Below are 11934 nucleotides of genomic sequence, written 5' to 3'. Positions count from 1 at the left end.
CGCAGCGTTGCGGTGATGCGGGTCGTGGTCGGCGGGATGATCGGGGCGGCTGTTCTCGCTGGGTGTACGGGGACCGGGGAGGGTGGGTCGGGGACGACCAGTTCGCGTAACGCGGACAGCGACAACCTGTTCAACCCGTGCCGGGGGGCGATGAGTGATGAGGCTATGCGGGGGGCAGGGCTCGATCCGGCCACGCTGCACGTCGTGACCGATCCGCCGACAGGGGCGTCTGCCTGGCGCATCTGTACCTGGAAGCCTCTCGATGACCGATACGGATCGGGTCGCCGGTCGGTAGGCATTGCATCGACCAGGTTCACACTCGAGGCAGCACGGAAGAAGGACGGCGTCACGGTAATTCGTGACACGTCGATCAATGGCCGTGACGGGCTTGTTTCCAAGGAGAACAACACTCCCGATCTCTGCTATGTGTCGTTCGAGGCAGAGCAAGGCATGTTCGAAGTGAGTGCCTCGTGGACAAGCGATGAAGGCCCCCGCGTGGGGGACCTGTGCGAGATGTCCGAGAAGTATGCCGTTGCGCTCGAACCGCACTTGCCGAAGTAACCAGGGGAGGATCACCGATGACTGAGGATCAAGCGGCATATTGGCGCCAGATGAAGCAACAGGCGATCAATGGCGAGTTCAAGATCGAAGAAGATCTCGGCAAGGCCATCGCCGATGTCGCCAATCAATACATCACTGACCTCGAACAACAGCGGGACGACGCACGCCGTCTGAATCGACTCTCCGGGTGGGGCGGCCTCCCTTCCGCGAAAGATCTCCGCGGAAAGTTCGAGAAGAAGGCCGTCACCGGCGGCCCCGACGGTGCCGACGACTCCGCCGTCGCGCGCATAGAGCAGCACATCGCCATCGCTCGCGATCAGCGCGACACCTTCCTGGCGGCCATCGGCAAGCTGCAGGCAGTCGACCAGCAGACCGCGGGTGCGCTCGGCACGACCGGGGCGGCGATCTGATGGGTTGGGAAGACGTGGGCAGCTTTCTCGGAGCGGTGGTCGTCTCACCACTCGAGGCGATCAGCACCACCGTCGCCACGATCGGCACGGGCAGCATCTTCAACCAGATGGAATCCCACGATGCCGCCACGGAGCGCGGGAAGCTCGTGGATCAGGGCAAACAGGCGTGGGAGGGTGACCGCGGCATCATCAGCGACGAGTGGTCGCGCCTCGCGAACGGTGCCGCGCTGACCAGGGCCAAGACCGCCATCGCGAAACCCGAAGCCTTCAGCGAGTGGACGCATCAGCAGATCTGGGACGCGCTCAACGCAGGTGCCGACGGAGCTGTCGACGCTGATCAGGTCAACGCGGGGGCCGACGGCTGGCGCAGGCTCACCACCGGCCTGGAAACCGCCGTGACCACCTATCGGAGCAAGTTCGATGCGGTAGTCGCGGAGAAGTGGTCCGGCCAGTCCGGTAACGCGGCCATCGAGGCGATCCGGACCTACACGACCGAGGCGACGCAGTTGTCCACCAGCTTCCAGATGGTCGCCAACGGTATCGACTGGATGCAGGGTCTGCTGGGGCAGGCGAAGATCACCATCCCGGAGCCCGAAGATGTATCCCTCGCCGAGGATTGGCTCGGCCACGTTCCGGGCAACGGTGTGCTCAAGATGGGAAGCCATCGCGCCAACGAAGCCGAGGCCTCCGCGCAGCTGTTCATGATCGGCACCTATCAGCCGGGTGCGACGACCGTCGACGGTCAGACCCCCGTGCTGCCGGCGCCGAAGAACGGCATGACCGACCCCGGGGGTGACGGGAACCCCGACAACGGCGGCAACCCCAACAACGGTGGCGGCAACCCCAACACCAACAACCCGTCAACAGATCCCGCTGGGACGCAACAGGATCCGGCGAACACCAACGATCCCACCAATACCGACGACACCACCCAGGACGACAGCACCGACGACGACACGACCGACGACGACACCGACACCACGCCGACGACCACCGACGACGGGTCGACGGCACCGGCGTCGACGGCCGACCCGACCGGGTCCAAGCTCGGCGACGGCACGCCGGGCACCGGCTCGCCCGGCGGCGGGTCACCCGGCGGTGGCTCGGGTGGCGGTTCGCCCGGCGGTGGCGCGGCCGGGGTACCGGGCGCCGGAACCTCGCGTCCGGGAACGGCCGGCGGCGGCGCTGCACAGGCCGCCGGTGTCCGCGCGGGAACGGGCACCGCGGGGGCGCGTGGCATGTCGGGGATGCCCGGCATGATGGGCGGCGCCGGTCGCGGCGGCGGCAAGCAGGAAGACGATGACGAGCACACCTCGCCCGACTACCTGATCCAGGATCGGGAGAGCGAGCTGATCGGCACCTTGCCGCCGACGTTGCCGCCGGGCGGAGTGATCGGCGCGTGAACCAGCCACCGCTGTCGGCCGGTTGGCGGCTGTCCCCCGCCGAATTCGCACTCGTCCTGGAGGGCAACGGTCGCGATCGCGTCCCGTATCCCCTGCGCCGCAGGCCCGAGTTCGCCGAATCGCTCGACGTTCTGGCCGAGCGCCGCAGAGCCATCGCCCTGCGGATGCGCGAGATCTACGACCGGGACCTGCACCGAGTGTTCGAGGTCCTGCTCGAACCGCGGGTCCGCGTCGAGATCGAGGGCTTCACCGGTCCCGGCCAGACCGAGGCCGTCCGCATCTACGCCGGAATCAGCGGTGCCGCGGCGACTCTCGCCGTCCAGTCGCCGGGGGCCACGCGCGAGGACGGTGGCGACATCACACTCACGAGCTTGCCCGCGAGTGCCGTCGCGGCGCAGATCGTCGCCACGTTGCCCCAGGTCGCCGGCGGGAGCCTGCCGCGTTTCGAAGGGCGTCGCACCGATCTCGACGCGCCCGTCTACGCCAGGAACCCCACCCGGCTCTCGCCGATCGAACAGCTGCAGAAGTTCTTCCGCCGCCCCCGCAGCGGCACCGGCGAGATCACGGTGTACCCGGGCTTCGCGCTCGACGCCCGCCCCACCGACGACGGCTCAGCCTTCCTCTGGCTGGACTACCCGGACGACGGCCGCTACCTCATGCAGTACCACGACGCCGACAGCTTCACCGTCATCCCCGGCCCGCCCGCCGAGATCACCCGCCGCCTGCAGACGCGGATCGACACCATGACTCGACGCGCCGACCACGCGGGAGCCTACTGAAAATCGAAACACGCTCTCCTACAGGATGTTTCGGACAGCGACTCGATCTGAAGGACGGCGCCGCGTCCTGCTGACCGGAGGGCGAGCGTCTCTGCGGTTCCGGCGTTGCCGTGGACGGTGCGCTCTGTGGTCGGCCCCGGGGAGACGGGGTCGCTGAACGAGGCGAGGGGCGATTTCACCGCGGGCGTCGAGCGCACCAGCCGCGAGCGCCGCGAGGAGGTTCGCGGCGGTGATCCACGCCCGCGTCAGCGGGGAGCGACTCCGGCGCTCAGCTCGAATGCCTGGCGCCGCCTTGCCGCGCGCAGTGCGCGGAGTCCGGCGATGCCGATGGCGAGGTCGGCGGCGATCTCGAACAGGGCGGCGAACCAGGAGAACCCGGTGACGCGCGCTTCGGGCGGGGCGGCGATGAAGCTGTCGCTGAGGGGGCCGAACCAGTCGGGCAGCAGGTGGACGAGGGTGAAGCCGACCGCGCTGGCGAAGCCGACGACTGTCGCCGCGAGTGGGGCCTCCGGGCGGCGACGGACCACCAGGAACACCGTGAGCAGGGCGAAGAGCAGTTGCAGGGTGCCGAGGGTGTTCACCAGGGCGGAGGTGACGTCCATGCCGCGCCGCAGATGATCGGCGCCGTGGACGAGCAGGGCGACCGCGAACACGCCGGTCGTGAGGCGGAGGGTGGAATCCGTTGTTGTCTCGGTCATCGGTTTCTCCAGCCGAGCGGGAACAGTTCTACTACGTAGTGTAGTTTTCGGTCGGCCGTTTCCGCAGCCGTTCGGCTGTCACGAATCGGTGACCGTGGCGGCGACGTAGGCTCGGCGCATGGCGTTGTTGCGGGCGGTGGCCGGGATCGTGGCCGCCGCGATGGTGCTCGGAGTGGCGGAATTGGTCGCGGCCTTCGCCGGCACGGAGAGCGCGCCCGCGTACGCGCTCGGGGCGACCGTCGTCGACCACACCCCCGACGGGCTCCGGGAATGGGCGATCCAGACGTTCGGGACCAACGACAAGGCCGTGCTGTTCGTCTGCATGGGGGTGGTCGCGGTTGGCGTAGCCGCGCTGGCTGGCATGCTCGAACGCGGTGACCGGCCGATCGGATCCGGCCTCTTCGTCGTCTTCGGGGTGCTCGCCGCGGCCATCGGGGCGGGCCGGATCGGCGGGTTCGCCGGTGCGCTGCCCGCCGTGTTCGGCACCGCCGCAGGGGTTCTCGCGCTCCGCGCACTCACACATCGGATCGACACGGCGCGCGCACAGGCCGCCGGTCCGGAGTACGCCGCATCGCCCGAGGCAGGCACGGGCGAGACGGCACAGGATCACGGCACCGACGCGGCACGGGACCGTTCGGGTCGGGCGCGGGCAGGCGCGAGCGCCGACGACATCGGCCGAACCGATACCGATGACGCGGCAGGCCGATCGCCGAGCCCGGATCAGGGGCGAGGTCGCCCGAGCGCGACGGCGCGGGACGCCGAGCAGGCGGGCTCGGCTCCGGTCGCGCCGAACGGCACCGGGCGGCGGCGAGTACTCGGCGGAATCGCGGCCACCGGCGTGCTCGCACTCGGCGCTGGCACGGCGGGACGGCTGCTCGGCGGCGCGCGCACCGACGTGTCGGCCGAGCGGGCCTCCGTCGAGCTACCGAGCGCCGCCGCCCCACTTCCCGATCTACCGCCGGGTGCGGACCTGCGCCTGCCGGGCCTGACCCCGTACCTGACGCCCAACAGCGAGTTCTACCGGATCGACACCGCACTGAGCCTTCCCCAGGTGTCCACGGACTCGTGGTCGCTGCGGATCCACGGTCTCGTCGAGCGGGAAATCGTGCTCACCTGGGACGATCTCGCGCGGCGTACCCCGGTGGAGAAGACGGTGACGCTGGCCTGCGTCTCCAATCCCGTCAACGGCGACCTGATCGGGAATGCTCGCTGGCTCGGCTACCGGCTCGACGAGCTGCTCGCCGAAGCGGGTCCGCTGCCGGAAGCCGATATGGTCCTGTCCCGCAGCCAGGACGGCTGGACCGCGGGCACCCCGCTCACCGCGCTCACCGACGGCCGCGACGCCCTGCTCGCGATCGGGATGAACGGCGAACCGCTGCCCGTCCGGCACGGTTATCCGGCGCGACTGGTGGTGCCCGGGCTCTACGGCTATGTGTCGGCCACCAAGTGGGTCACCGAGCTCGAGGTGACCCGGTTCGACCGCGCCACCGCCTACTGGACCCGCCGCGGCTGGTCGGCACACGGCCCGATCAAGACCGGAACCCGTATCGACACCCCGCGTGGTCGTGGCCGGATCCCCCAGGGCCGCACCGTGATCGCCGGTGTGGCGTGGGCCCAGCACCGCGGTGTCACCGGCGTCGAGGTCCAGATCGACAATGGCGACTGGCGGCCCGCGCGCCTGTCCACCGAGGTCTCCATCGACACCTGGCGCCAGTGGGCCTATGACTGGGACGCCACCCCCGGCCCGCACACCCTGCGCGCCCGCACCACCGACACCACCGGCCAACCGCAGACCGCCGTCGAACAGGACGTCGTCCCCGACGGCGCCACCGGCTACCCCACTCTCACCATCCAGGTGCAATAGCCGGTGTGAGCAGCAGGCACCTGCTGGCAAGATGGTGCATGTTCGTGCACCACACAGCACAACCGAGGAGCGCACGTGTCCGCCATCTTCGATTGGGCAACCAGCGACAACCTGCAGCCGGAACCGGTGACGCTGGAGATCTGGCGCAAACTGCCGGAGGACTACTGCCGCCAGGTCGAGGTGGTGAACGGAGATATCGTCCGGGCCGAGTCGTTGCAACGCGCCCACCAGAAGGCCGCGCGACGGCTGGCCGATCTCGTCGAATCCGCCGCCGAGGCGCACATCAGCCAGTACGGCGGCTGCCTCGATGTCGACACCGATTTCGATGTCGTGCTGTGGGAGGCGCCGCGGACGATGATCAGGCGGCCTGACGTCGCACTGATCGACTGCGCTCCCAATGACCTGCGCCCGCTGCCCGCATCGATGGTGAAGATCGCGATCGAAGTGGTCTCCTCGGGCAGCGAGATGGTCGATATCGCCGACAAGAAGACCGAGTACGCGCTCGCCGGAATTCCCTGGTACTGGCTCGTGTGGGTATCCGACAACAGCATCAGCTTGATCAAGATCTTCGTGCTCGATCACGTACTCGGCCAGTACACCCCGCATCTGGAGCTTCGACCGTCGGACGGGCCGGTGACGATCGAAGCTCCCGTGCGCTGCGAGATCGACTGGAAGCGGTTGACCGACCTCGTCCGCTGACTTCGCCCGCTCAGGCGGCGGTGTCGGCCTTGGCGCGTTCGGCGGCTCTGCCCGCGCCGGACTTGGCGTGGCCGACGAACAGGGCCGAGGCGATGATGCCGATGACAAGGATGGCGGCGGGGAGCAGCATCGACTGGGACAGCGCGGTACTGAACTCGTCGAGGACGTGGGGTGGGAGCGGGCCGGTGCCCATACCCTCGCCGACCGGGGCGTCCCCGCCGAGCCCGTTGGCGGTGAGACGGGCCGCGATCAGGGCGCTGATGGCGGCGCTGCCGAGGACCGAGCCGACCTGGCGGGTCGTGTTGTAGACGCCCGCGCCCGCGCCCGCCTGCGCGATCGGCAGATTGTGGGTGGCTGTCGAGGCCAGCGGGGCCCAGATGCAGGCGTTGGCGAACCCGGCCACGGCCGCGACCAGCAGGAACCAGACGATCGAGGAATCCGGTTCCATCAGGGCGGCGAAGGCGAAGATCGAGCCCGCGAACAGCGTGAAGCCGATGGTCGGCACCAGGCGCGGCGGCAGCCGGTCGGAGAACTTGCCGATCAGCGGCGCGCTGACGCCGGTGACGACCGCCATCGGCGCGAACACCAGCGCCGACGTGGTCGGCGACATCCCGCGCACGCCCTGCAGGTAGAAGTAGGCGGGCACCATCTGCGAGGTGACCGCGGCGCCCATCGCGGCGATCGCCAGGTTCGACAGCGAGAAGTTGCGATCCCGGAACAGGCTCATCGGCACCAGCGGCTCGCCCCGGTTCCTGGCCTGGTTGATCACGAACGCCACCAGCATCACCACGCCGAACCCGATCAGCAGCCAGATCCGCGGCGACCAGTCGTGCGTGTTGCCCTCCTGGATGCCGAACACCAGCGCCGTCATGCCGACGCCGCTGAGCACCACGCCGACGAGGTCGAACTTGTGGTCGTTGGTCGGCAGCGCGGGCACCAGCCACACGGCCAGCCCGAACGCGATGATCCCGACCGGCACGTTGACGATGAAGATCCACTCCCAGCCGAGATTGTCGACCAGCACCCCGCCCAGGATCGGGCCGACCAGCGTGGCCAGGCCCGCCACGCCGCCCCACAGGCCCATGGCGGCGCCGCGCTTGTCCGGCGGGAAGGTGCGGGTGATCACGGCCATGGTCTGCGGCGTCATCAGCGCGGCGCCGATGCCCTGCGCGGCGCGCGCGGCGATCAGCATGCCGATGCTGCCCGACAGGCCGCACCACAGTGAGGCGCCGGTGAAGATCGCCAAGCCGATCAGATAGATGTTCTTCGGCCCGTACTTGTCGCCGAGCCTGCCGGTGACCAGCAGCGGCACCGCGTAGGTGAGCAGGTAGGCGCTGGTCACCCAGATGACGTTGGAGATGTCGCTGTTCAGGTCCGCCATGATCGCCGGGTTGGCGACCGCGACGATCGTCATGTCCAGCAGGATCATGAAGAACCCGACCACGAGCGCGAACAGCGCCAGCCACGGATTTCGTTGAGTGGTCATCGAAGCGGTTCCTTCTCGCGGGCCGACGCGGAGGCGTCGTCGACCGGGGTGGTTCCGGGCACGCGGCCGCGGACGCACCGTGAGATCACGCCGCCCTCTGCGTTGCCCGCGATATCGGTCAAGTGCACTTGTCGAGTATGCGCCCGCCGGGACGCGGCGGTCCGACAGGCTGGTCCGAACCCGGCGTCGGCAGCGGGCGCGGGGGTGTTCGGACCTGTCAGAGTCCGTGGGCGTCGAGCCAGGTGCGGGCAGCGGCGGCCGGGGCGGTGCCGGTGTCGACCTGGTGGATGAGGTCGACGAGGTCCTCGGTGGTGAGTTCACCGGCGACGTAGTTGAGCTTCTTCGATTCGGCGCGGTCGAAGATGCCGGAGCGGTAGACGGCCAGGAGGTTCTGGGCGCGCAGGGCGTATTTCGGATCGTCGAGGACCACCAGGTCGGCGGAATCCGCGTCGGCGGGTGGGCCGTTGACGATGCCCACCTGGATTTCACCGTCGCGCAGCGCCTTTCGCAGTGCCGCCGGGTCGGGGTAGGGCCTGCTCGCGGCAAACGCGCAGTCGGCGAGCTGGGGTGGCGCGGTGGCGGCGAGACCGGGGACCGCGGCGTACCCGGCGGTGAGTTCGGCGCAGCGCGGCGTCAGGGCGGCCACGGTGGTGACGCCGAGCTCGGGGGTGACCAGCAGCCGGGGGCGCAGGTCGGTGCCGTCGGCGGGGTCGGAGACCGACAGTCCCTGCGGCAGGGCGGCATTGACCGCGCCGCCGACGGCCTCGGGGGTGCGGGCGGGGGCGCCGGGATTCCAGCGGTCGAGCAGAGCGCCGTTGCGAGCGGGCAGGACCGCGATCCGGCCCGCGTCGAGATCGGCCAGTGGCGCCGGAGAGTCGCGCACGACCGTGGTCGGTGTGCCGGTCCTGGCCAGCGCCTGGGCATAGATCTCGGCGAGCAGAACCGATTCGGTGGTGGCGTCGGCGCCCACCGCGACCGGCGTCCGCGACTCGTCGGCGGCGCAGGAAACAACGGCGAAAGACCAGGTGGCGACCAGTATCGCGGTGACCGTCCTCCGCACCGCTCGCGACCCCATCCGCCGACACCACCTTCCTGTATTTGCCGTCAACCCACGCAATTCGGCGCGACGCGGGGCAGTATGAACAACCAGAATGTACCCGCGGCCCCGTGGCCGCGTGCACAGCGCACTGCCCGCCTTTGCCGGAAGGACACCAGTGAAAACCGCGTTCGCCTCCTCCACCCCTGGACAACGCCGACCGGCACGCCGCCTCGCCGTCCGAGCGGGCCGGGTGCTCGCCGCCGCCGTCGCACTGGCCGCCGCCATGATCGTCGCCTCCTGCGGCAACTCCGACCCGCTCGCGGCCAAGGGCGACTGCGCCAGCGACGCCCTGATCATCGGCTCGGCCAATTTCCCCGAGTCCGAGACCGTGGCCAACATCTACACCGAGGTGTTGCGCATCAACGGCTTCAAGGTCGACACGAAGTTCAACATCGGCAGCCGCGAGGCCTACATTCCCGCGCTGCGCCAGTGCGCGATCTCGCTGATCCCCGAGTACACCGGCAACCTGCTGCAGTACCTGGACAAGGACGCCACCGCCACCGCCGAGCCCGAGGTGAACGCGGCACTGACCGCGGCGCTCGGCAGCGAGCTGGCCATCGCGACCCCGGCGCCGGGCCAGGATTCCGACGCGGTGGTCGTCACCCGCGCGACGGCCGACCGCTGGAAGCTCACCAGCATCGCCGACCTCGCCCCGCACTCGGCCGAGGTGAAGTTCGGCGCGCCCGCCGAGTTCGCGCAGCGCCCCGGCGGCCTGCCCGGCCTGAAGAAGAACTACGGGCTCGACATCACCGACGCCAACTTCGTGCCGATCGCCGACGGCGGCGGCCCCGCGACGGTGCGCGCGCTGGTCGACGGCCAGGTGACCGCGGCCGACATCTTCACCACCTCGCCCGCGATCGCGCAGAACAACCTGGTGGTGCTCGCCGATCCGAAGAGCAACTTCGCCGCCCAGAACGTGGTGCCGCTGTTCAACGCCGCCAAGAAGACCGACAAGGCGGTGGCCGTGCTCGACGCCGTCTCGGCCAAGCTCACCACCACCGAACTGATCTCGCTCAACACCGCGGTCTCCGGTGACAGCAAGATCGAACCCAAGGCCGCCGCACTCGCCTGGATCACCGCGCAGGGGCTGAACTCCCCCATCGGCTAGGAGACCCGTTGTCCGACATCGAATTCCGCGGAATCGAGAAGACCTATCCCGATGGCACCCGGGCGGTTCGCGGCCTGGATCTGCGGATCGAGTCGGGGTCGTTCACCGTGTTCGTCGGCCCGTCCGGCTGCGGCAAGACCACCTCGATGCGGATGATCAACCGGATGGTCGAGCCCAGCGCGGGCACCATCACCCTCGACGGCCGCGACATCGCCGGCGTCGACCCGGTGCGGCTGCGCCTCGGGATCGGCTACGTGATCCAGAGCGGTGGGCTGTTGCCCAACCGCAAGGTGATCGACAATGTGGCGACCGTGCCGATGCTGCTCGGCGCCTCCCGCAGGGACGCCCGCGCCGCGGCGCTCGAGGTGCTCGACCGCGTCGGCCTGGATCGTGGTCTGGCGCAGCGCTATCCGGCACAGCTCTCGGGCGGTCAGCAGCAGCGCGTCGGGGTGGCGCGGGCCCTGGCCGCCGACCCGCCGGTGCTGCTGATGGACGAGCCGTTCAGCGCCGTCGACCCGGTGGTGCGCGCCGAACTGCAGGTCGAGATGCGGCGGCTGCAGGCCGAGCTGCACAAGACGATCGTGTTCGTCACCCACGACATCGACGAGGCGATCACCCTCGGCGACCGGATCGCGGTGTTCGGGCGCGGCGGCGTGCTGCAGCAGTTCGACGCGCCCGAACAGGTACTCGCCCAGCCCGCCACCGATTTCGTCGCGGAGTTCGTCGGCCGGGATCGCGGGTACCGCGCGCTGTCGTTCCGCGCCGCGGACGGTGTCCCGCTGGCGCCGATCCGTACCGTCGCGGCAGGCGAGGTCGCCGGACTGCGGCTGGCGCAGGGGGAATGGGCGCTCGTGGTCGACGCCGACGGCAAGCCGGGCGGGTGGGTCGACGTCACCGGCGTGGAGGGGGTGCGCGCCGGAAAGCCGCTGGCCGCCAGCGTGTCGGCGGGCGGGTCGCTGTTCACGCCCGACGGCGACCTGCGCCAGGCCCTAGACGCCGCGATCTCCTCGCCCTCGGGTATCGGTGTCGCCGTGGACGATTCCGGGGCGGTGCGCGGCGGCCTGCTCGCCACCGACGTGCTCACCCAGCTCGCCGAGCAGCGCGATTCCGAGGACGCCGAACGCAACCGGGAGTTCTTCGACCAGGACGTCTCGTGAGATACCTGATCGACAACTTCGCCGAGGTCATGGCGATCACCCGCGAACACCTGGTCCTAGCGCTGGTACCGCTGCTGCTCGGCCTGCTGATCGCGATCCCGTGCGGCGCGCTGATCCGCGGCAACGGCTGGGCCCGGCGGATCACCACGACGGTGTCGAGCCTGGCCTACACCATCCCCTCGCTGGCCCTGTTCGTGATCATCCCACCGCTGGTGGGTATCTCGGCGATCGATCCACTGAACGTGATCATCGCGCTCACGGTGTACTCCACCGCGCTGCTGCTGATCGCGGTGCCGACCGCGCTGGATTCCGTGCCCGCCGATGTCGTCGACGCCGCCGACGCGATCGGATTCGGGCGCCTGCGCCGCACGCTGACCGTCGACATGCCCTTGGCGCTGCCGGTTTTCGTCTCCAGCCTGCGGGTCGTGGTGGTCACCAATATCGCGATGGTGTCGGTCGGCGCGCTGATCGGCGTCGGCGGGCTCGGCAAGCTGTTCACGCAGGGATACCAGCGGGACTATCCCGACCAGATCGTCGCGGGCATCATCGTCACCCTGGTGCTCGCGCTGATCTTCGATCGGCTGGTGTTCCTGCTCGGCCGCCTCGCGACCCCGTGGACCCGCGCCGACGCGCGCCGCGAGCGCACCCCGCGGGCGGCGACATGAGCCGT

General features: G+C 69.7%; 12 protein-coding genes. 9 read left to right on the top strand and 3 right to left on the bottom strand.

The window, feature by feature from the left end; translation table 11 throughout:
- Positions 1-15 precede the first annotated feature (15 nt).
- The 4 genes from AB0H56_RS04495 to AB0H56_RS04480 are packed head-to-tail and all read left to right on the top strand — an operon-like array spanning position 16 to position 3153.
- Positions 16-561, top strand: a complete 546-nt coding sequence (locus AB0H56_RS04495) for a DUF3558 domain-containing protein (protein ID WP_357157875.1) — start codon at positions 16-18, stop codon at positions 559-561.
- A gap of 17 nt (positions 562-578) precedes the next feature.
- Positions 579-971: a hypothetical protein gene (locus AB0H56_RS04490; RefSeq protein ID WP_357156996.1), complete on the top strand. Its 393-nt coding sequence runs from the start codon at positions 579-581 to the stop codon at positions 969-971.
- Positions 971-2374 carry a hypothetical protein gene (locus AB0H56_RS04485; RefSeq protein ID WP_357156993.1) on the top strand — a complete coding sequence of 468 codons (1404 nt, stop codon included), beginning with the start codon at positions 971-973 and terminating at the stop codon, positions 2372-2374. Before AB0H56_RS04490 ends, AB0H56_RS04485 begins: the two co-directional genes overlap by 1 nt.
- Positions 2371-3153 carry an ESX secretion-associated protein EspG gene (locus AB0H56_RS04480; protein ID WP_357156990.1) on the top strand — a complete coding sequence of 261 codons (783 nt, stop codon included), beginning with the start codon at positions 2371-2373 and terminating at the stop codon, positions 3151-3153. Before AB0H56_RS04485 ends, AB0H56_RS04480 begins: the two co-directional genes overlap by 4 nt.
- Positions 3154-3398: 245 nt before the next feature.
- Here the strand turns inward: AB0H56_RS04480 and AB0H56_RS04475 are convergent, their stop codons facing one another.
- Positions 3399-3851, bottom strand: a complete 453-nt coding sequence (locus tag AB0H56_RS04475; protein ID WP_357156987.1) for a hypothetical protein — start codon at positions 3849-3851, stop codon at positions 3399-3401.
- A 118-nt stretch (positions 3852-3969) separates the two neighbouring features.
- On the opposite strand from AB0H56_RS04475, the gene AB0H56_RS04470 reads away from it, so the two are divergent.
- Together AB0H56_RS04470 and AB0H56_RS04465 are read left to right on the top strand one after the other, a co-directional pair.
- Positions 3970-5715, top strand: a complete 1746-nt coding sequence (locus tag AB0H56_RS04470) for a molybdopterin-dependent oxidoreductase (protein WP_357156984.1) — start codon at positions 3970-3972, stop codon at positions 5713-5715.
- 75 nt (positions 5716-5790) lie between these two features.
- Positions 5791-6414 (top strand): Uma2 family endonuclease, encoded by a 624-nt coding sequence (locus tag AB0H56_RS04465; RefSeq protein WP_357156981.1) that lies wholly within the window; start codon positions 5791-5793, stop codon positions 6412-6414.
- 10 nt (positions 6415-6424) lie between these two features.
- On the opposite strand, the gene AB0H56_RS04460 is transcribed toward AB0H56_RS04465, so the two are convergent.
- Complete coding sequence (locus AB0H56_RS04460; RefSeq protein WP_357156978.1) at positions 6425-7900, bottom strand: DHA2 family efflux MFS transporter permease subunit; 1476 nt, start codon at positions 7898-7900, stop codon at positions 6425-6427.
- Positions 7901-8117: 217 nt separating this feature from the next.
- Positions 8118-8975: a glycine betaine ABC transporter substrate-binding protein gene (locus AB0H56_RS04455; RefSeq protein ID WP_357156975.1), complete on the bottom strand. Its 858-nt coding sequence runs from the start codon at positions 8973-8975 to the stop codon at positions 8118-8120.
- 247 nt (positions 8976-9222) lie between these two features.
- On the opposite strand from AB0H56_RS04455, the gene AB0H56_RS04450 reads away from it, so the two are divergent.
- From AB0H56_RS04450 to AB0H56_RS04440, 3 genes are read left to right on the top strand one after another with little or no spacing between them, the layout of a single operon-like run.
- Positions 9223-10107: an ABC transporter substrate-binding protein gene (locus AB0H56_RS04450; RefSeq protein WP_357157872.1), complete on the top strand. Its 885-nt coding sequence runs from the start codon at positions 9223-9225 to the stop codon at positions 10105-10107.
- A gap of 8 nt (positions 10108-10115) precedes the next feature.
- The gene (locus AB0H56_RS04445; protein ID WP_357156972.1) at positions 10116-11264 is read left to right on the top strand and encodes an ATP-binding cassette domain-containing protein; all 1149 of its coding nucleotides are present in this window, start codon (positions 10116-10118) and stop codon (positions 11262-11264) included.
- Positions 11261-11929 (top strand): ABC transporter permease, encoded by a 669-nt coding sequence (locus AB0H56_RS04440; protein WP_357156969.1) that lies wholly within the window; start codon positions 11261-11263, stop codon positions 11927-11929. Before AB0H56_RS04445 ends, AB0H56_RS04440 begins: the two co-directional genes overlap by 4 nt.
- Positions 11930-11934: the final 5 nt, after the last annotated feature.

Source organism: Nocardia sp. NPDC050717 (assembly GCF_040654275.1).
Lineage (GTDB): Bacteria > Actinomycetota > Actinomycetes > Mycobacteriales > Mycobacteriaceae > Nocardia.
The sequence above is the reverse complement of the archived record's forward strand: the minus strand, read 5'-3'. Positions and strand labels throughout refer to the sequence as shown.